Raw genomic sequence first — 17,520 nt, 5'->3', positions numbered from 1 at the left:
CAATGAAACTGAACACGAAATTCCTTGCGGTGGCTGCCGCGGCGTTCCTGGCGCTCGGCGCGCAGGCGCAGACCGTGCGCGTGGCCAACCAGGGCGACGCCGGCTCGATGGACCCGCACTCGCTGAACGAGTCGCTGCAGCTGGACTTCGACGCGAACTTCTACGAGCCGCTCGTGATGCGCGACAAGGACCTGAACCTCGTGCCGGCGCTTGCCACCGCGTGGAAGCAGACCTCGCCCACCGTCTGGCGCTTCGACCTGCGCAAGGGCGTGCAGTTCCACGACGGCACCCCGTTCACCGCGGACGACGTGGTGTTCTCGTTCCAGCGCGCGCAGTCCGCGGGCTCCGACCTGCGCGGCAACCTGAACGACGTCAAGGCGGTGCGCAAGGTCAACGACTTCGCCGTCGAGATCGAGACGGTCAAGCCGTTCCCCATCCTGCCCGCGCAGCTGTACCGCGTGGCGATCATGAGCAAGAAGTGGTGCGAGGCCAACCAGGCCGTGCAGCCGGTGGACCGCCGCAAGGGCATCGAGAACGCCGCCTCGTTCCGCGCCAACGGCACCGGCCCGTTCCGCCTGCGCGAGCGCCAGCCGAACGTGCGCACCGTGCTCGTGCGCAACGGCAACTACTGGGGCAAGGTCGAGGGCAACGTGCAGGAGGTGATCTTCACGCCGATCGGCAACGACGCCACGCGCGTGGCGGCGCTGCTGTCCGGCGAGGTGGACCTGATGGAGCCCGTGCCGCTGCAGGACGTGGACCGCATCAACGCCTCGCCCAACGCGCGCGTGATGCAGGGCCCCGAGCTGCGCACCATCTTCCTGGGCTTCGACCAGAAGCGTCCCGAGCTGCTGTTCTCCAGCGTGAAGGGCAAGAACCCGTTCCAGGACAAGCGCGTGCGCCAGGCCTTCTACCAGGCCATCGACATCGAGGGGATCAAGCGCAACGTCATGCGCAACGCGGCGCGGCCGAGCGCGCTGATGGTCGGCCCCGGCATCAACGGCTACATGGCCGACATGGACAAGCGGCTGCCCTACGACGCGGAAGCGGCGAAGAAGCTGCTGGCCGACGCCGGCTACCCGAACGGCTTCGAAGTGACGATGAACTGCCCGACGGACCGCTACGTCAACGACGGCCGCATCTGCCAGGCCGTGGCCGCGAACCTGTCGCGTATCGGGATCAAGATCAATGCCGCGTTCGAGTCCAAGCTCACCTACTTCCCCAAGATCCTGCGCCGCGACACGAGCTTCTACCTGCTCGGCTGGACGCCCACCACGTACGACTCGCACGACCCGCTCAACTCGCTGATGGCGTGCGTGGACGACAAGGGCGCGGGCCAGTTCAACCTGGGTTCGTACTGCAACCCGAAGCTGGACGAGCTGACGCACAAGATCCAGGTGGAGACGGACCAGAAGAAGCGCAACGAGATGATCCGCGAAGCGTTCAAGATCCACATGGACGACGTCGGCCACATCCCGCTGCACCAGCAGGCGCTGGCGTGGGGCGTGAGCAAGAAGGTGGACGTGGTGCAGCGCGCGGACAACAACATGTCGTTCCGCCTGATCACGGTGAAGAAGTAGTTGAAGGCCGTCCTCGCCGGCTGGCTCGACAGCGACGTCGGCTACAGCTTCCGCACGTCGCCCGTCGCCGTCGCGGCCGCCGTGGTGCTGGCCGTGTGCGTGTTCTGCGCGGTGTTCGCCAACTGGGTGGCGCCGCACGACCCGTTCGACCTCACGCAGCTCGAGCTGGGCGACGCGCACCTGCCGCCCTCGTGGGTCGGCGGCGGCAAGGCGAAGTACCTGCTGGGCACCGACGAGCAGGGCCGCGACATCCTGTCGGCGCTCATGTTCGGCACGCGCATCTCGCTCGTGGTGAGCCTCGTGTCGGTCGCGCTGTCGGTGCTCATCGGCGTGAGCCTCGGGCTGCTGGCGGGCTTTCGCGGCGGCTGGGTCGACGGCTTCCTCATGCGCCTGTGCGACGTGATGCTGTCGTTCCCGGCCATCCTCGTGGCCCTGCTGATCGCCGGCGTCGGCCGCGCGCTGTTCCCGAACGCGCACACCAGCGTGGCCTTCGGCGTGCTGATCCTCGCCATCACGCTCACCGGCTGGGTGCAGTACGCGCGCACGGTGCGCGGCTCCACGATGGTCGAACGCAACAAGGAATACGTGCAGGCCGCGCGCGTGACCGGTGTCGCGCCGCTGCGCATCATGGTGCGGCACGTGCTGCCCAACGTGCTGGGCCCGGTGCTGGTGCTGGGGACGATCCAGATCGCGACGGCCATCATCACCGAGGCCACGCTGTCGTTCCTGGGCGTCGGCGTGCCGCCGACCTCGCCCTCGCTCGGCACGCTGATCGGGCAGGGCAACAACTACCTGTTCTCGGGCGAGTGGTGGATATCCATCTTCCCCGGAATCATGCTCATCGCCATTGCCCTGTCCGTGAACCTGCTGGGTGACTGGTTGCGCGACGCATTGAACCCGCGCCTTCGCTGATGTCCCTGCTCCAGGTCCAGAACCTCATCGTCGAATTCCCCACGCGCCGCGGCACGCTGCGCGCGCTGGACGACATCTCCTTCGAGATCGCGCCGGGCGAAGTGCTGGGCGTGGTCGGCGAGTCCGGCGCGGGCAAGAGCCTCACGGGCGCCGCGATCATCGGCCTGCTGGAGCCGCCGGGGCGCATCGCGTCCGGGCAGGTGATGCTCGAGGGCGAGCGCATCGACAACCTGCCGCCGGCGAGGATGCGCCACATCCGCGGCCGCCGCATCGGCGCGATCTTCCAGGACCCGCTCACGTCGCTGAACCCGCTGTACACGATCGGCCGCCAGCTGACCGAGACGATCCAGGCGCACCTGCCGGTGGACGGTGCCGAGGCGAGGCGCCGGGCGATCAGCCTGCTCGAAGACACCGGCATCCCCGCCGCCGCGGAGCGGATCGACCATTACCCGCACCAGTTCTCCGGCGGCATGCGCCAGCGCGTGGTGATCGCGCTCGCGCTCGCCGCGGAGCCGAAGCTGATCGTCGCCGACGAGCCCACCACCGCGCTCGACGTGTCGATCCAGGCGCAGATCATCACCTTGCTCAAGCGCATCTGCCGCGACCGCGGCGCGGCCGTCATGCTGATCACGCACGACATGGGCGTCATTGCCGAGACCTGCGACCGCGTGGCGGTGATGTATGCGGGCCGCATCGCCGAGATCGGGCCGGTGCACGAAGTGATCAACCAGCCCGCGCACCCGTACACGATGGGGCTGATGGCCGCGATCCCGGACATGGCCGTGGACCGCGAGCGCCTCTACCAGATCGACGGCGCCATGCCGCGCCTGAACGCCATCCCGCCCGGCTGCGCCTACAACCCGCGCTGCCCGCGCGCGTTCGGGCGTTGCACGCGCGAGCGGCCGGACCTGCTGAACGCGGGCGCGACTCGCGCTGCTTGCTGGCTCCACGACGCGAACGCGGAGATGCCGGGATGAGCATGCCGCCCCTGGTGCAGGCGAAGGACCTCGCGAAGACCTTCGACGTCTCCGCGCCATTCCTCAACCGCGTGCTGGAGCGCAAGCCGCGCCAGCTGCTGCACGCCGTGGACGGCGTGAGCTTCGACATCCAGAAGGGCCGCACGCTCGCGCTCGTCGGTGAATCGGGGTGCGGCAAGAGCACGGTGGCGCGCCTGCTGGTGGGCCTCTACAAGCCGTCGCGCGGGTCCATGTCCTTCGACGGGCAGGACGCGCACGCCGCGTATGCGTCGGCCGACGGCGCCAGGCTGCGCCGCCGCATCCAGATGATCTTCCAGGACCCCTATGCCAGCCTGAACCCGCGCTGGAAGGTGGAGGACATCGTCGCCGAGCCGCTGCGCGAGCACGGCATCGTGCATGGCGCCGGCGAGCTGAAGGCGCGCGTGGGCGAGCTGCTGCAGTCGGTGGGCCTGAGCCCGCTGGACATGGTGAAGTACCCGCACCAGTTCTCCGGCGGCCAGCGCCAGCGCATCTCGATCGCGCGTGCGCTGGCGACGCATCCGGAGTTCCTCGTCTGCGACGAGCCGACCTCGGCGCTGGACGTGAGCGTGCAGGCGCAGGTGCTCAACATCATGAAGGACCTGCAGCGGCAGCAGGGCCTCACGTACCTGTTCATCTCGCACAACCTTGCCGTGGTGCGGCACGTCAGCGACGAGGTCGGCGTGATGTACCTGGGCCGCCTCGTCGAGCTGGCGGGCAAGGACTCGCTCTTCGGCAACCCGCGGCATCCGTACACGCGCATGCTGCTGGACGCGATCCCGAAGATGCACGACACGGGGCGTGCCCGCACGCCGGTGCAGGGGGAGGTTCCGAACCCGCTGAACCCGCCGGGCGGCTGCGCGTTCAACCCTCGCTGCCCCCATGCCAACGAGCGCTGCCGCGTCGAGCGGCCGGCCTTGCTGGCGATCGGCGGCATCCGCGTGGCTTGCCACGCGGTCGAAGAGGGGCGGATCTAGGCGAGGGTCAGGCAAAGACCGGCAAGGTCCGCGTGCCGAACTTCGACAGGTTCGGCACCACGTCGTTGACCTCCGTGTCGGACGCACCGAACCACGAGGCAAGCGTGCCGGCGAGCTGGTCGACCGAGAGCGAAGGCAGCAGGCGGCCCTGGCCGACGTCGTCGGCACCGTTGTTCGCAACAGCGGGAGGCGTGCCGATGAACGTGCCGCCGGCAACGCTGCCGCCCATCACGAAGTGGAACCCGCCCCAGCCATGGTCCGAGCCATCGCTGTTGCTCACGAGCGTGCGGCCGAAGTCGGAAGCGGTGAACGTGGTCACCTGGCGCGCCACGCCCAGCTCCGCCATCGCCTGCTGGAAAGCGGCCATCGCACCGCCGACATTCCCCAGCAGGTTGGGGTGCGTGGTGGCCAGCGCGTTGTGGTTGTCGAAACCGCCGAGCGAAACGAAGAACACCTGCCGCTTCGCGCCGAGCGCATTGCGCGCCCCGATCAAGCGGGCCACGAGGCGCAACTGGTCGGCAAGGGTGTTGTTCGCGGGGAAAGCGGTCGCGACGTTCGAGGAGGTCAGCGCGGACGTGACCATCTCGTTCGCATCGATCGACCGGTCCGCCACGCGCGCGAGCTCGTTCTCCAGCACGTGGTTGCGCGCACCCGTCATCAGGTTGCGCAGGGCCGTCGAGCACGCGGTGGAGCCGAAGAGCGCGCTGCTCACCCCGTTGACGGGGATCGAGCCGTTGGATGTGACCTGGTACTGCAGCGCCGCATTGCCCGACAGGAAGACGGCGTTGCCCGCAAGCCCGATGCACGTGAAGGTCGACGTGCTGTTGCTCGACGCGAACAGGTCGCCCAGCCGCCCGCCCCAGCCCGTGACTGCCCCCTCCGCCATCGACGACTGCCAGTACGAGGCCTGGTCGTTGTGCGAGAAGAGCTTGGGCGGCAGCGGCACCGAACGCGCGGTGTACTGCGCCTTCGTCGTCGGCTGCACGAGCGTGCCGATGTTCATGAGCACGGCGAGCTGCCCCGCGCCGAACAAAGGCGCCAGCGCGGAGAGGCGCGGCGCCAGCGCGTACTGGCGCCCGTTCGCGAGCGGTGTCGCGGGCGTGAGCGGCAGCAGCGTGTCGCGGGCGAGCGCGATGTTCGGCCGGAACCCCTGGTAGAGGTTGTAGCTGGCCGTGTCGTACGGCACGACCGTGTTGGCGTAGTCGTTGCCGCCATTGAGGAAGACACACACCAGTGCCTTGTAGTCGGTTGCAGTCGCCGCGGCTGCATCGCCGATGGCCGCGAGGCTCAGTGCCCAGGGCGTGGCGGAGCCCGCGACGGAGAGCAGCGCACTCTTGCGCAGGAACTCGCGGCGCGAGGCATTGGTGGGTTCGAGGGTGGGGAAGTGCGGGTCCATCGCGTTCACCTCACTTCTGGACGATGTATTCGGGGGCCGCGAGCACCAGCACCAGCGCGGCATGCACGCGGTTCAGGCGGCCGGCGTCGGTGGTCGCGGCGATCGTGCCCAAGGCCGTTGCCAGCGTCGACAGGGTGGCGGCGGGCACCTGCCCCGCCGCGATCACGAGGTTGACCTCGTCCAGCAGCGCCGCGGGGTTAGACGCCAGCGCCAGCAGCGACGAGTAGTCCGCGCGCACGTCGCCGATGCCGTTGCCCGCCACGGCGCGCTGCATGTAGTTGACGTAACCCGCGACCGACGTTTCGTTGGTGATCTGCAGCTCCGGCACCGCCAGGCCCAGCCGCGCCGCGTCCGTGCCCGGCGGCACATACCCGGGCCGGAAGAAATTGAACACCGTGGGCGAACGCATCGGGCTTTGCCCGAGCCGCGTGCCCGCATTGGAAAGGTCGCCGATGTCCCAGCGCCCGCCCGGCGAACTCGCATTGAAGCCGCGTGCCCAGTTGAGGAAGCGCACCACCGGCTCGCGCAGCTTGCCGAACGTGGGCGCGGCTGCCGTGCGTGCATCGCGCGCTTCGGTGTCGAGCAGGATCGCACGCAGCACGGCCTGCAGGTCGCCGCGCACGCCGCTGCCGTTGTTGGTGAACGCGGCCGCCACGCGGCCCACGTACGCCGGGCTCGGGTTGCTCGTGACGAGGCGCTGGATCAGCTGCCGGCTGATGAAGGGCGGCGTATTGGGATGGTTGAAGAGGGTGTCGAGCGCGGTGTTCAGCCCCACCATCGCACTCGTTCCCGCGGGGATCGTCATGCCGAGAAAGCTCTTGCTCCCCGTCTCGTACGCATTCGCGTTCTGCACCATCGGCCGCCGCTGCACCTCGGGCGGCAGCGGCGCGGTCAGGCCGCTGATGTCGTACTCCCAGCCCGTGAACACGCGCGCGAGCTGGCTCACGTCGTTCGCCGTGTAGGTCTCGGCGGCGGAAGGGACACCGTTCGCATCCAGCTGCAGCAGGCCGATGGTGAACAGCTGCATCACCTCGCGCGCGTAGTTCTCGTCCGGCTGGCTGCCGTTGGTGGAGCGCCGGTTGCCGCGGAAGGTGAGGTAGTTGCCCATCGCCGTGGACAGCGTCACCTGCCCGAGCAGCGTGCGGTAGTTGCCGAACGCGTTCGTCTCGAGAATGTCGAGGTAGTTGGCCGCCGCGAACTGCGCCCACGGCCCTTGCAAACCCGTTGCGGAGACCACAAGGATTTCCGACAGCGCCAGCACCATGCGCTGTCGCAGCGGGTCGGTGTGCGACACGAGCTTGCGCCACACGGTGTTGTCCAGGCCCTGCGCGTTGTCGCGGAAGGTCTCGGCGCTGTAGCCGTTGGCCATCAGCCAGTCGTAGTGGCCCTGGCTGCGCGGCGCGGCGAACTGCGCCTCGATCCAGGTGGCGTAGTCGCTCGACTGCACCGCCTGCACCTGCGCGCGGTTGGCGCCGAGCGTGGCCTGCGCGAGGAAGCGCGCGGCTTCCGTGGCCGTCGGGGCCGCGGTCGTGCAGCTATACACGGCGCATGTGAAGTCCGTGAGCGAGCCCACGCGAACCAGCTGCATGCCGGTGAGCGCACCCAGCACGTACACGCTGCCGTCCGCCACGCCCAGGTAGTTCTGCGCGTCGGGGTAGTAGCGGTAGGTGAAGGGCGGCGCGCTGCGGTCCGCCGGGTGGCCGGGGAAGTACTGCGGATAGGCCCGCTCCGCCCAGTCCATGAAGTCCGCCGCCGTCAGCGTGCGCGCCGCCTGCGCCTGCGGCATCGCGACGAGCGCGGGGTTCGCCGTGGCACCGGCCGTGTCGCGCATCGCGGCCGGCAACGCGCTGCCTTCCTCCTCGCCGCCACCGCAGGCGGCCAGCAGCGCCCCGGCCGCGGCAGCGGCCACCCAGCGCGATTCCGTGTGGTCCATGCAGGCCCCTCCTTCTTCCCTCGCTGTGGATTCAACGCTGGAACGAAGGCTTTCGTCCAGCAATCGCTGTTAAGCAGAAGTAAAAATTGGGGGGGAGGGCGACGAACGCGAACGGTTCGCCGACGCGCGGAGGCCTATTCAGTGGCCACGCGCGACACCTGCGCCTGCAGCTCGCGGTTGCGCTCTTCGAGCTCGCGCTGCGTGCGCAGCCGCTCGGTGATGTCGGTGTTGACGGAGAGCACCGCGGTGGCGTCGCCGTCCTCGCCCTCCACCACCGTGAAGCGCCGCTCGATCTCGCGCGTGCGGCCGTCGGGCGTGTGGCACGTCACCTGCACCACGAGTTCGCCCTGGCGGTACAGCAGCTCCATCTCACCCACCGTGAGCGCCGCGTTGGGGCCCAGCAGGTCGGCGAAGGTGCGGCCCAGCGCCTGCTCGGCGCGCCAGCCGAACAGGCGCTCGGCGCCCTTGTTCCAGTAGCGCACGCGCCGCGCCTCGTCGTGGATGATGATGGCGTCGTTGGCGCTGTGCAGCATCTGCGCCTGGCGGCGCATGCGGCGCTCGTCGGCCTTCTGCTTGGACAGGTCCTCCACCATCGAGATCAGGTACGGCTGGCCGGCGATGGTGCGAGCGATCGACACCGACACGCGCGCCGGGTAGCTCTCGCCGTTCTTGCGGATGAAGCGCCGCTCCGCCGTGTAGTGCCGCCACTGGCCGCGCAGCAGGCCGGAGATGTCGTCGCGCGCGCTGTGGCCGCGGTCCTCCATCAGGTCGAAGGCCGAGCGCCCGACCATCTCTTCGCGTGAGTAGCCGTGCATCTCGCAGATGCGGCGGTTCACCCGCATGATGTTGCCGCGCGTGTCGATGTGGACGATGCCCAGCGCCGCTTCCTCGAACGTGTAGCGGAAGCGCTCCTCGGACTCGCGCAGCGCCATCTCCAGCGTGCGCCGCTCGGTGCAGTCGCGCACTTCGATCAGGAAGTGGATGGGCGTGCCGTCCGGGGCGCGAACGACGGTGCAGGACTGCTCCAGCCAGCACACGGGCTGGCCCGTGCGGGCCAGGCGCCGTTCGCAGCGGTAGGTGTCGAGCCCGCCGGTGAGCATCGCCAGGCGCTGCTGGGCTTCGGCCAGCACCTCTTCGTTGCTGCCGAGGTAGAACGGGTTGATGGCCAGCAGCTCGTCCCTTGTGCAGCCGAGCAGGCTCGCCAGCGCCGCGTTGACGCGCAACGGGCGGAACTGCAGGTCGAGCAGCGCGAGCCCCGCCGGGCTGCAGTCGAAGGCTGCGGCCAGTGCGGGGTCACCGGGCGATTGCATGTAATCCTTAGGTGTCGGACCTCCGGATTCAACACGAAACGGGGCGGTAATGCCAGCCCCGGCTCATGCGAGTGGTAGCTCAGCCGGCGAATTCCACGGCCGGGACGGCGAGTTCGCGGCCCACCATGGCGCGGGCGTACAGGTAGTTGTTGCGCGCGCGTTCGCTCAGGGTCTCCATGTCCACCAGGCCGCGTGCGTCGCACGGGAAGGCAAAACCGCGGCCCGCGTCGAACAGCGAGCGGAAACGCAGCTGGAACTGGGTGTGCGAGCAATCGGTTGTCATGATGGCCTCCAGGTTTCGGTTGTTCCAACTATGGTCGATGGCCCCTGGAAGCGGCATCAGCCGGTTCCCAAAAGAGGCTCGGCACTTTTCGTAAATGCCATGAGGCGCAGCCCTAGGGGGGATAGGAATGCGCCTACCTGAGCCAGCGTGCCGTCGCACGACCGGTGTTGTTTCGTTCTAAGGGTTCGCCGCGATGAGGCCGTCCATCGGCTGGTGAATCCTCGGGTGCCATGGAATTACCGAAACGATTCGAAGACGTGGCCGCGCTCGAGGACGAGATGAGCCGGCCCTCCGCCGCGCTGCAGGGAGCGCTCGCCCGTGCACCGGGCGACATCCTGGTGCTGGGCGTCGGCGGCAAGATGGGCCCCACGCTCGCGCGCATGGCGAAACGGGCGGACGCTTCGCGGCGCGTGATCGGCGTCGCGCGCTTTTCGCAGCCCGGCCTGCGCGAGCAGCTGCAGGGCTGGGGCGTCGAGTGCATCGAGGCCGACCTGCTGTCGCGCGACGCGCTGGCGCGCCTGCCCGACGCACCCAACGTGGTGTTCATGGCCGGGCGCAAGTTCGGCTCCACCGGCAGCGAGTGGCTGACGTGGGCGATGAACGCGCACGTGCCGGCGCTCGTGGCCGAGCGCTTCGCGAAGTCGCGCATCGTTGCCTTCTCGACGGCGTGCGTTTATCCCTTCGTGCCGACGTCGGGGCCGGGTTCCCCGGAGAGCATGCCGCCGACGGCGCCGTCGGGCGAGTACGCCAACTCGTGCGTGGCGCGCGAGCGCATGTTCGAGCACTTCTCGCACGAGCTCGGCACGCCGGGGCGGCTGCTGCGCCTGTCGTACGCGATCGACATGCGCTACGGTGTGCTGCACGACGTGGCACGCAAGGTGCTGGCGCGCGAGCCGATCGACCTTTCGATGGGGCACGCGAACGTGATCTGGCAGGGCGAGGCGAACGACTGGGCGCTGCGCTCGCTCGCGCATTGCACTGCGCCCGCGTCGGGGCTCAACATAAGCGGCCCGCGCGTGAGCATCCGCGAGCTGGCGCGGGAGTTCGGCGAGCGGTTCGGCATCGAGCCGGTGCTGACGGGCAGCGAAGCGCCGACGGCGTGGCTGGTGGACTGCAGCGAGGCGTTCCGCCTGTTCGGCGAGCCGCAGGTCACACTCACGACGATGATCGACTGGACGGCGGATTGGGTGCAACGCGGTGGGGCGAGCCTGAACAAGCCCACGCATTACGAAGCACGCGACGGGAAGTATTGAAGCCATGCGCATCTCCGACATCCCTGCCGACTCGCTCGCGGTGCTGCGCCGTGGCGCGGCGATCCCCGCGCACCTGCTCGCGCTCGACGCGAACCGCAAGCTCGACGAGCGCCGCCAGCGCGCGATGACCCGCTACTACCTCGACGCCGGCTCCGGCGGCGTGGCGGTGGGCGTGCACTCCACGCAGTTCGCCATCCGCGACGTCGGCCTTTACGAGCCCGTGCTCAGGCTCGCGATGGACACGGCGCGCGACTGGACGCCCATCGGCGGCAAGCGCCCGCTCTTCATGATCGCGGGGCTTGCCGGCAAGACGCAGCAGGCCATGAAGGAAGCCGGCGTCGCACGCGGCCTCGGCTACCACGGCGCGCTGATGTCGCTGGCCGCGATGAAGGGCGCGAGCGAGGACGAGCTCGTGGCGCACTGCCGCGAGGTCGCGAACGTCATGCCGCTGGTGGGCTTCTACCTGCAGCCGGCAGTGGGCGGCATTCACCTGCCGATGACTTTCTGGAAGCGGTTCGCCGAGATCGACAACGTGGTCGCGATCAAGATGGCGCCGTTCCACCGCTACCGCACGCTGGACGTGATCCGCGGCGTGGTCGCGGCGCGCGCGGAGGAGCGCATCACGCTCTACACTGGCAACGACGACCACATCGTGCTGGACCTGCTGTCGCCGTTCACCTTCATGCGCGACGGCCAGCCCGTCACGGTGCGAATCAAAGGTGGCCTGCTCGGCCACTGGAGCGTGTGGACGCAAAGCGCGGTGCAGTTGCTCCAGCGCATCCACGCTGCCGTGCAGGCCGGCAGCGCACCGATGGACCTGCTGGCGCTCGACGCGCAGGTCACCGACTGCAACGCGGCTCTCTTCGACGTCGCGCACGATTTCCACGGCTGCATCGCCGGCTGCCACGAGGTGCTGCGGCGGCAGGGGCTGCTGCAGGGCACGTGGTGCCTCGACCCGGCGGAGGTCTTGAGCAAGGGGCAGGCCGAGGAACTGGAGCGCGTGATGCGCGACTACCCGCACCTCGTGGACACGGCCTTCGTGGCTGCGAACAAGGAGCGGTGGCTCGCCTGACATGGATTGCGGGTCAAGCCCGCAATGACAGGGAAACCACATTGACAAGGGACGGCGGTTAATTAACCATTTGGGGAATTACTCCAAGGAGACAAAACATGCACAAGCGAGTATTCCTGTCGGCGCTGGCCCTGACCGCGTGCCTGCCCGCCGCGGCGCAGAACTGGAAGCCCGCGCGGCCCATCAACCTGATCGTGCCGTGGGCCGCCGGCGGCTCCACCGACCAGGTGACCCGCGTGGCCGCGGCCGAAATGGAAAAGCAGCTCGGCCAGACGATCGTGATCGTCAACCAGCCCGGCGCTTCCGGTGCCATCGGCACCAAGAGCGCGCTCGACGCGGCGAAGGACGGCTACACGTGGACGGCCGGCGCGGCGCAGGACCTCGGCGCCTACCAGGCGCTGGGTTCGCTCAACACCAGCATCAAGGACTGGCACCTGTTCCTGTCGGTGGCCAACATCCAGGTGATCGGCGTCAACCCCGCCAAGCCGTGGCAGAACGCCAAGCAGTTCATCGACGACATGAAGGCGCACCCTGGCCAGGTGAAGGTCGCGACCGCGGGCGTGACGTCCGCCGGGCACAACGCCATGGACTTCATCCAGCGCGCCACCGGCGTGCAATACAAGGAAGTGTCTTATGACGGCGGCAACCCGGCGGTGGTGGCCACCGTGGCCGGCGAGGCCGACGCGACCACGCAGCTTGCCGTGGAGCAGGCCGACATGATCCGGGGCAAGCGCCTGCGCCCGCTCGCCACCGTCAGCGACAAGCCCATCGAGCTCGAGGGTTACGGCAAGATCCCGCCGCTGTCCGAAACCCTGCCGGGCTTCAGCGCGCCGCCCAACTACTTCGGCATCTTCATTCCCAAGGGCGTGCCCGACGACGTGGTGAAGACGGTCGAGAAGATCTGGGCCGACACCATCGCGAAGAGCGACGCGCTGAAGAAGTACGCCACGTCCCGCGGCGCGCTGTTCGCGCCCGTCGCGGGCGAGGCCGCGCAGAAGGCCGTGTTCCCGGCGATCCAGGCCAATGCGTGGAACCTGCACGCCGCGGGCAAGACCAAGGTGGCGCCGGATACCGTCGGCATCCCGAAGCCCTGATGCCTTGATGCCCTGATGCAGCAGCACGAAGGCGACGAGGCCGAGGACATCACCCCGCGCTCGGACCTGTGGCAAGGCCTCGGCTGGGTGGTGTTCGGCGTGGCCGTGCTCGTGGCCTCGGTCTCGATGGACCGGCTGCAGTCGCAGAACATCAACCCGTACACCGTGCCGGGGCTGCTGCCGGGCATGCTCGGCATCGCGATGATCCTGCTGGGCGGCGTGCTCGCGGTGCGCAGCTGGCGGCGCGGTGCGCTCGCGCACCCGCGCGAGCCGTTCACGGAGCACCAGCGCGAAGTCCGCAAGCGCGTGTGGACGGTCATCGCGCTGTGCGTGGTGTACTCGGTGGTGCTGGTCGGCCGCGGCCTGCCGTTCTGGCTGGCATCGGCGATCTTCATCACCGGCTCCATCCTCATCCTGCAGCGCATGGACCGCGACCCTGAAGCGCGCCGCCTCACGCCGCGCGTGATCGGCAAGGCGGTGCTCATCGGCGTGCTCGCCGCGGTCATCACCCAGGTCGCCTTCCAGGACCTCTTCCTCGTGCGCTTGCCCTGAAGCTTTCAACAGATGCTGCAAGGACTCCAGGACCTCGGCAACGCGTGGCTCGGCTTCATGCACCCGATGACGCTGCTCTACGGGCTGGGTGGCGCTTTCGTCGGCATCGTGATGGGCATCCTGCCGGGGCTCTCGGCGACGCTCGCCATTGCGCTGCTCACGACGCTCACCATCAAGCTGCAGCCGAACCAGGCGATCCTGGTGCTGATCTGCTCGTATGTCGGCGCGCTGTACGGCGGCTCGCGCACGGCGATCCTGCTGAACATCCCGGGCACCGCGGCCAACGCCGCGTCGTGCGCCGACGGTTATGCGCTGGCCAAGCAGGGGCAGGCGGGGCGCGCAATCGGCATCGCGACGTCGGGGGCTTTCGTATCCACGCTGATCGGTGTGCTGTGCCTGGCGCTGTTCACGCCGATGCTCGCTGAAGTCGCCCTGTCGTTCGGCGCGTTCGAATTCTTCTGGCTGGCATTGTTCGGCGTCACGCTGTCCGGTTCCATCGTCGGGGGTGATCCGCTCAAGGGCTGGCTGATGGGCCTGCTCGGCCTGTTCCTCGCGCAGATCGGGCAGGAGAGCCTCTATGCGTACAACCGCTTCACCTTCGGCTGGGACGAGCTCGCCGGCGGCATCGCGCTCATCCCCGCGCTGGTCGGCGCGTTCGGCCTTGCCGAAGTGCTGACCACGCTCGCGGACCCCATCGAGCGCAAGATGATCGACCTGAAGGACTCGGTGCTGCCGCGCTGGCGCGAGATCATGGTTTACCGCTGGACCGTGCTGCGCTCGGGAATCATCGGCGTCGTCACGGGCCTACTGCCCGGCGTGGGCGAAGACGCCGGCGCATGGATGTCGTACGCGGCCGCGAAGGCGGTGAGCAAGGAGCCGGAGAAATTCGGCAAGGGCTCCATCGACGGGCTGATGGCGGCGGAGACGGGTGACATGTCTTCGATCCCCGGGCACATCATCCCGTGCCTCGCGCTCGGCATCCCCGGTTCCGCGCCCTCGGCGGTGCTGATGGCCGCGATGATCATCCACGGCGTGCAGCCGGGGCCGATGCTGCCGATCACCAACCCGCACTTCATCTACCAGGTGGTCGCGATGACCACGCTGGCGTCCATCACCATCCTGCTGTTCGGCCTGTTCGGCGTACGCCCGCTGCTGCACGTGCTGCGCGTGCCGCGCAACATCCTCATGCCGATCGTGTACCTGCTGTGCCTGGTCGGCGCTTTCGCGACCGCGTCGCGCCTGTTCGACGTGTACATCATGATGGCCATCGGCATCGGCGCTTTCTTCCTGCGCCGCCGCGGCTACGAGATGGCGCCGCTGGTGCTGGGGCTCGTGCTCGGCCCGCTGCTGGACAAGAGCCTGCGCCGCGGCCTCGTGCTGTCGGACGGCGACTTCGGCGCCTTCTTCACGCGGCCGATCGCGCTGGTGTTCGCCATCGTCACCATCTTCACCATCCTGCTGTACGTGCCGCCGTTCAAGCGGCAGGTGGTGCGGGCCCGCGATGCGGTCACGGGCGGCATCCGCTCGCTCTTCACGAGGCGCGCATGAAGTTCGCCCTTTGCAACGAGGTGCTGCAGCCCATGGCGTTTGCGGAGCAGTGCCGCTTCGCGAAAGCGCTGGGCTACGACGGGCTGGAGGTCGCGCCGTTCACGCTGGCCGAGGATCCAACGAAGATCACCGATGCGCAGGCCGCGGAGTTCCGCAAGATCGCGCAGGACCATGGCATCGCGATCAGCGGGCTGCACTGGCTTCTCGTTGCGCCGCCGGGTCTTTCGATCGTGAGCGACGACGCGCAGGTGCGGCAACGCACGTCCGCTTTCATGGGCCGCCTCGTGGAGCTGTGCGCCGCGATGGGCGGCAACTACCTCGTGCACGGCTCGCCGAAGCAGCGCAAGGTGCCCGCGGGCGCGACACGCGAGCAGGCGTGGGAACGTGCGCGCGAGTGCCTGGCGCAGGCGGCGGCGCGTGCGCGTGAATGCGGCGTCACGTATTGCATCGAGCCGTTGTCGCGCAGGGAGACCGACCTTCTCAACACGGTCGACGAAGCCGTGAAGCTGGTGAAGGAGATCGGCTCGCCGGCGTTCAAGACGATGATCGACTGCAGCGCCGCCGGCCAGACCGAGGCGCTGGCCGTGCACCAGTTGCTCTCCAACTGGCTCACCACGGACTTCATCGGCCACATCCAGGTGAACGACCCCAACCGCCGCGGGCCGGGGCAGGGCGACCTCGCCTTCGGCCCCATCCTCTCCGTGCTGCGCATGTGGAGCGGCTGGGTGGCGGTGGAGCCGTTCGACTACGTGCCCGACGGCCCGGGCGCGGCCGCGCATGCCATCGGCTACCTGCGCGGCGTGCTGGAGGGGCTGCGGCATGGGCACTGAAGCGCCGCGCGTCCGCATCCGCGAGATCGAGCTTTACGAGCGGCCGGTGAAGCTGCGGCTGCCCTTCCGCTTCGGCGTGGTGACGCTCACCGAATGCCCGCAGGCTTTCGTGCGGGCGCGCATCGAGCTGCCCGACGGCCGCACCGACTGGGGCATGGCGGCCGAGATGATGGCGCCCAAATGGTTCGACAAGAACCTCGCGCTTTCCAACGAGGACAACTTCGAGCAGTTGCGCGACGTGCTGCGCATCGCGCGTGGCGCCTATCTCTCGGACGGCGAGCCCGCCACTTCGTACGGCCACTTCATGCGCCACTACGATGCTTGCCTGCGCGAAGGCGCGCGGCGCGGCTACAACCCGCTGCTGGCCGGCTACGGCCCGGCGCAGGTGGACCGGGCGGTGTTCGACGCGCTGTGCCGTTTGCTCGGCATCTCGTTCTACGACTCGGTGCGCGCCAACATCCCCGGCATGCCGATCGGCGATTTCCTCGCGACGCTGCGGCCGGCGCGCACGATCGCGGCGCGGCACACCGTCGGCCTGGTCGATGCGATCACGCGTGACGAGCTGCAGACGCCCGTGAACGACGGCTTGCCCGAGACGCTGCAGGACGTGGTGCGCACCTACGGCCACCGCTACTTCAAGCTGAAGGTGAGCGGCAAGCTGGAGGCCGACATCGAGCGCTTGCAGAAGATCGCCACCGTCCTCGATCGCATCCCGGAGCCGTATCACGTGTCCCTCGACGGCAACGAGCAGTACGAGAACGCGGCTCACGTCGCCGAGCTCGTCGAAGGCATCGTCGCCTGCCCGCAGCTGCGCCGCATGTGGGAGTCCACGCTCTTCATCGAGCAGCCGATCACGCGCAAGCTCGCGCTCGAGACCGACATTGCGCAGGCCGACCTCGGCAAGCAGGTCATCGTCGACGAATCGGACGGCGAGATGGACAGCTTCGTCGTGGCCCGTGCGCACGGTTATGCCGGCATCTCGTCCAAGACCTGCAAGGGTTTCTACAAATCGCTCACCAATGCGGCGCGCTGCGCGCAATGGAACCGCGAAGAGGGCGCCACGCGCTACTTCATGTCCGCCGAGGACCTGACCACGCAGGCCGGCCTTTCCGTGCAGCAGGACCTGGCGCTCGTGAACCTGCTGGGCATCACGCATGTCGAGCGCAACGGCCACCACTATGTCAACGGCATGGCGGCGCAGCCCGCGCACGAGCAGCATGCCTTCCTCGACGCGCACCCGGACCTGTACGAGCGCAGCCACGGCGCCGTCCGGTTGCGCATCGAGAAAGGCCAGCTCGCCATCGGCTCGCTGGCGTGCCCCGGCTTCGCGAGCGCCGCGATGCCCGACCTGCAGGACAGCGCAGTCCGGCAAATCCAATAATTGGGGTCAGATTCCAATTTCCGGTGTACTGTCGCGTTCATGAAGAACCTCGCCGTGCTCGCCTCCATCGCCACGTTGTCCGCCTGCGTGTCCACGGGGCCGCGCGTCCAGTCCGGCGGCGCGCCGCCGCCGCCGCAAGGCCCCGCGGAGTACGGCTACAAGCCGGGCGAATCGGCGCCCACCATCATCTCGGAGCACGAGTTCGAGCAGCTCACGATGCAGCTGACCGACCTCTACAACCAGCGCGCGACGCTCGGCCAGCTGTGGCGCGGCACCGCCGACTCGGCGCAGCGCGCGCGTTACGCGAGCGACATCGACCGCCTGAACCGGATGATCGCGCCGCTGGAATACCGCATGCGCGCCGCCAACCGGCCGCTGCCGCCCGCGGCGCCGTACTGAATGTTCGG

General features: G+C 68.7%; 16 protein-coding genes. 12 read left to right on the top strand and 4 right to left on the bottom strand.

The features are described 5' to 3' along the window. Positions 1-2 precede the first annotated feature (2 nt). The 4 genes from H8R02_RS11095 to H8R02_RS11080 are packed head-to-tail and all read left to right on the top strand — an operon-like array spanning position 3 to position 4,461. Positions 3-1,577, top strand: a complete 1,575-nt coding sequence (locus H8R02_RS11095; RefSeq protein ID WP_187081456.1) for an ABC transporter substrate-binding protein — start codon at positions 3-5, stop codon at positions 1,575-1,577. Beyond that, positions 1,578-2,489 (top strand): ABC transporter permease, encoded by a 912-nt coding sequence (locus H8R02_RS11090; protein WP_187081455.1) that lies wholly within the window; start codon positions 1,578-1,580, stop codon positions 2,487-2,489. Next, positions 2,489-3,466 (top strand): ABC transporter ATP-binding protein, encoded by a 978-nt coding sequence (locus tag H8R02_RS11085; RefSeq protein ID WP_187081454.1) that lies wholly within the window; start codon positions 2,489-2,491, stop codon positions 3,464-3,466. The genes H8R02_RS11090 and H8R02_RS11085 overlap by 1 nt, the downstream gene beginning before the upstream one ends. Then, a complete protein-coding gene (locus tag H8R02_RS11080; RefSeq protein WP_187081453.1) occupies positions 3,463-4,461 on the top strand; it encodes an ABC transporter ATP-binding protein in 999 nt (332 codons plus the stop codon). The genes H8R02_RS11085 and H8R02_RS11080 overlap by 4 nt, the downstream gene beginning before the upstream one ends. A 7-nt stretch (positions 4,462-4,468) precedes the next feature. Here H8R02_RS11080 and H8R02_RS11075 read toward each other — a convergent pair whose 3' ends face one another. From H8R02_RS11075 to H8R02_RS11060, 4 genes are all read right to left on the bottom strand, one after another. Further along, on the bottom strand, positions 4,469-5,857 hold the full coding sequence (locus H8R02_RS11075; RefSeq protein WP_187081452.1) for a DUF1501 domain-containing protein: 1,389 nt from the start codon (positions 5,855-5,857) through the stop codon (positions 4,469-4,471). A gap of 10 nt (positions 5,858-5,867) precedes the next feature. Then, positions 5,868-7,790, bottom strand: a complete 1,923-nt coding sequence (locus tag H8R02_RS11070) for a DUF1800 domain-containing protein (RefSeq protein WP_255429280.1) — start codon at positions 7,788-7,790, stop codon at positions 5,868-5,870. A 134-nt stretch (positions 7,791-7,924) separates the two neighbouring features. Continuing rightward, positions 7,925-9,100: a PAS domain-containing protein gene (locus tag H8R02_RS11065; RefSeq protein ID WP_187081451.1), complete on the bottom strand. Its 1,176-nt coding sequence runs from the start codon at positions 9,098-9,100 to the stop codon at positions 7,925-7,927. A gap of 79 nt (positions 9,101-9,179) precedes the next feature. Beyond that, positions 9,180-9,383 carry a hypothetical protein gene (locus tag H8R02_RS11060; protein ID WP_187081450.1) on the bottom strand — a complete coding sequence of 68 codons (204 nt, stop codon included), beginning with the start codon at positions 9,381-9,383 and terminating at the stop codon, positions 9,180-9,182. A gap of 230 nt (positions 9,384-9,613) precedes the next feature. Between H8R02_RS11060 and H8R02_RS11055 the strand changes: the two genes are divergently transcribed. From H8R02_RS11055 to H8R02_RS11020, 8 genes are all read left to right on the top strand, one after another. Further along, positions 9,614-10,636 carry an NAD-dependent epimerase/dehydratase family protein gene (locus H8R02_RS11055; RefSeq protein WP_187081449.1) on the top strand — a complete coding sequence of 341 codons (1,023 nt, stop codon included), beginning with the start codon at positions 9,614-9,616 and terminating at the stop codon, positions 10,634-10,636. 4 nt (positions 10,637-10,640) lie between these two features. Then, complete coding sequence (locus H8R02_RS11050; protein WP_187081448.1) at positions 10,641-11,708, top strand: dihydrodipicolinate synthase family protein; 1,068 nt, start codon at positions 10,641-10,643, stop codon at positions 11,706-11,708. A 98-nt stretch (positions 11,709-11,806) separates the two neighbouring features. Continuing rightward, positions 11,807-12,802: a Bug family tripartite tricarboxylate transporter substrate binding protein gene (locus tag H8R02_RS11045; protein WP_187081447.1), complete on the top strand. Its 996-nt coding sequence runs from the start codon at positions 11,807-11,809 to the stop codon at positions 12,800-12,802. Positions 12,803-12,817: 15 nt separating this feature from the next. Next, the gene (locus H8R02_RS11040) at positions 12,818-13,354 is read left to right on the top strand and encodes a tripartite tricarboxylate transporter TctB family protein (protein WP_187081446.1); all 537 of its coding nucleotides are present in this window, start codon (positions 12,818-12,820) and stop codon (positions 13,352-13,354) included. Between the two features lie 12 nt (positions 13,355-13,366). Further along, complete coding sequence (locus H8R02_RS11035) at positions 13,367-14,902, top strand: tripartite tricarboxylate transporter permease (RefSeq protein WP_187081445.1); 1,536 nt, start codon at positions 13,367-13,369, stop codon at positions 14,900-14,902. Next, positions 14,899-15,732, top strand: coding sequence for a sugar phosphate isomerase/epimerase family protein (locus H8R02_RS11030; RefSeq protein WP_187081444.1), 834 nt, complete (start codon positions 14,899-14,901; stop codon positions 15,730-15,732). The genes H8R02_RS11035 and H8R02_RS11030 overlap by 4 nt, the downstream gene beginning before the upstream one ends. Further along, positions 15,722-17,113, top strand: coding sequence for an enolase-like domain-containing protein (locus H8R02_RS11025; protein WP_187081443.1), 1,392 nt, complete (start codon positions 15,722-15,724; stop codon positions 17,111-17,113). The genes H8R02_RS11030 and H8R02_RS11025 overlap by 11 nt, the downstream gene beginning before the upstream one ends. Before the next feature lie 39 nt (positions 17,114-17,152). Next, on the top strand, positions 17,153-17,512 hold the full coding sequence (locus H8R02_RS11020) for a hypothetical protein (RefSeq protein WP_187081442.1): 360 nt from the start codon (positions 17,153-17,155) through the stop codon (positions 17,510-17,512). Positions 17,513-17,520: the final 8 nt, after the last annotated feature.

It is taken from the genome of Ramlibacter albus (assembly GCF_014297445.1).
GTDB lineage: Bacteria > Pseudomonadota > Gammaproteobacteria > Burkholderiales > Burkholderiaceae_C > Ramlibacter > Ramlibacter albus.
This window is presented reverse-complemented; position numbering and strand designations above follow the sequence as displayed.

Coding starts and splice junctions, on each gene's coding strand:
- H8R02_RS11020 (WP_187081442.1), top strand. CDS start 17,153: ATGAAGAACCTCGCCGTGCTCGCCTCCATCGCCACGTTGTCCGCCTGC.
- H8R02_RS11085 (WP_187081454.1), top strand. CDS start 2,489: ATGTCCCTGCTCCAGGTCCAGAACCTCATCGTCGAATTCCCCACGCGC.
- H8R02_RS11025 (WP_187081443.1), top strand. CDS start 15,722: ATGGGCACTGAAGCGCCGCGCGTCCGCATCCGCGAGATCGAGCTTTAC.
- H8R02_RS11055 (WP_187081449.1), top strand. CDS start 9,614: ATGGAATTACCGAAACGATTCGAAGACGTGGCCGCGCTCGAGGACGAG.
- H8R02_RS11030 (WP_187081444.1), top strand. CDS start 14,899: ATGAAGTTCGCCCTTTGCAACGAGGTGCTGCAGCCCATGGCGTTTGCG.
- H8R02_RS11045 (WP_187081447.1), top strand. CDS start 11,807: ATGCACAAGCGAGTATTCCTGTCGGCGCTGGCCCTGACCGCGTGCCTG.
- H8R02_RS11075 (WP_187081452.1), bottom strand. CDS start 5,857: ATGGACCCGCACTTCCCCACCCTCGAACCCACCAATGCCTCGCGCCGC.
- H8R02_RS11060 (WP_187081450.1), bottom strand. CDS start 9,383: ATGACAACCGATTGCTCGCACACCCAGTTCCAGCTGCGTTTCCGCTCG.
- H8R02_RS11040 (WP_187081446.1), top strand. CDS start 12,818: ATGCAGCAGCACGAAGGCGACGAGGCCGAGGACATCACCCCGCGCTCG.
- H8R02_RS11080 (WP_187081453.1), top strand. CDS start 3,463: ATGAGCATGCCGCCCCTGGTGCAGGCGAAGGACCTCGCGAAGACCTTC.
- H8R02_RS11070 (WP_255429280.1), bottom strand. CDS start 7,790: ATGGACCACACGGAATCGCGCTGGGTGGCCGCTGCCGCGGCCGGGGCG.
- H8R02_RS11095 (WP_187081456.1), top strand. CDS start 3: ATGAAACTGAACACGAAATTCCTTGCGGTGGCTGCCGCGGCGTTCCTG.
- H8R02_RS11035 (WP_187081445.1), top strand. CDS start 13,367: ATGCTGCAAGGACTCCAGGACCTCGGCAACGCGTGGCTCGGCTTCATG.
- H8R02_RS11065 (WP_187081451.1), bottom strand. CDS start 9,100: ATGCAATCGCCCGGTGACCCCGCACTGGCCGCAGCCTTCGACTGCAGC.
- H8R02_RS11050 (WP_187081448.1), top strand. CDS start 10,641: ATGCGCATCTCCGACATCCCTGCCGACTCGCTCGCGGTGCTGCGCCGT.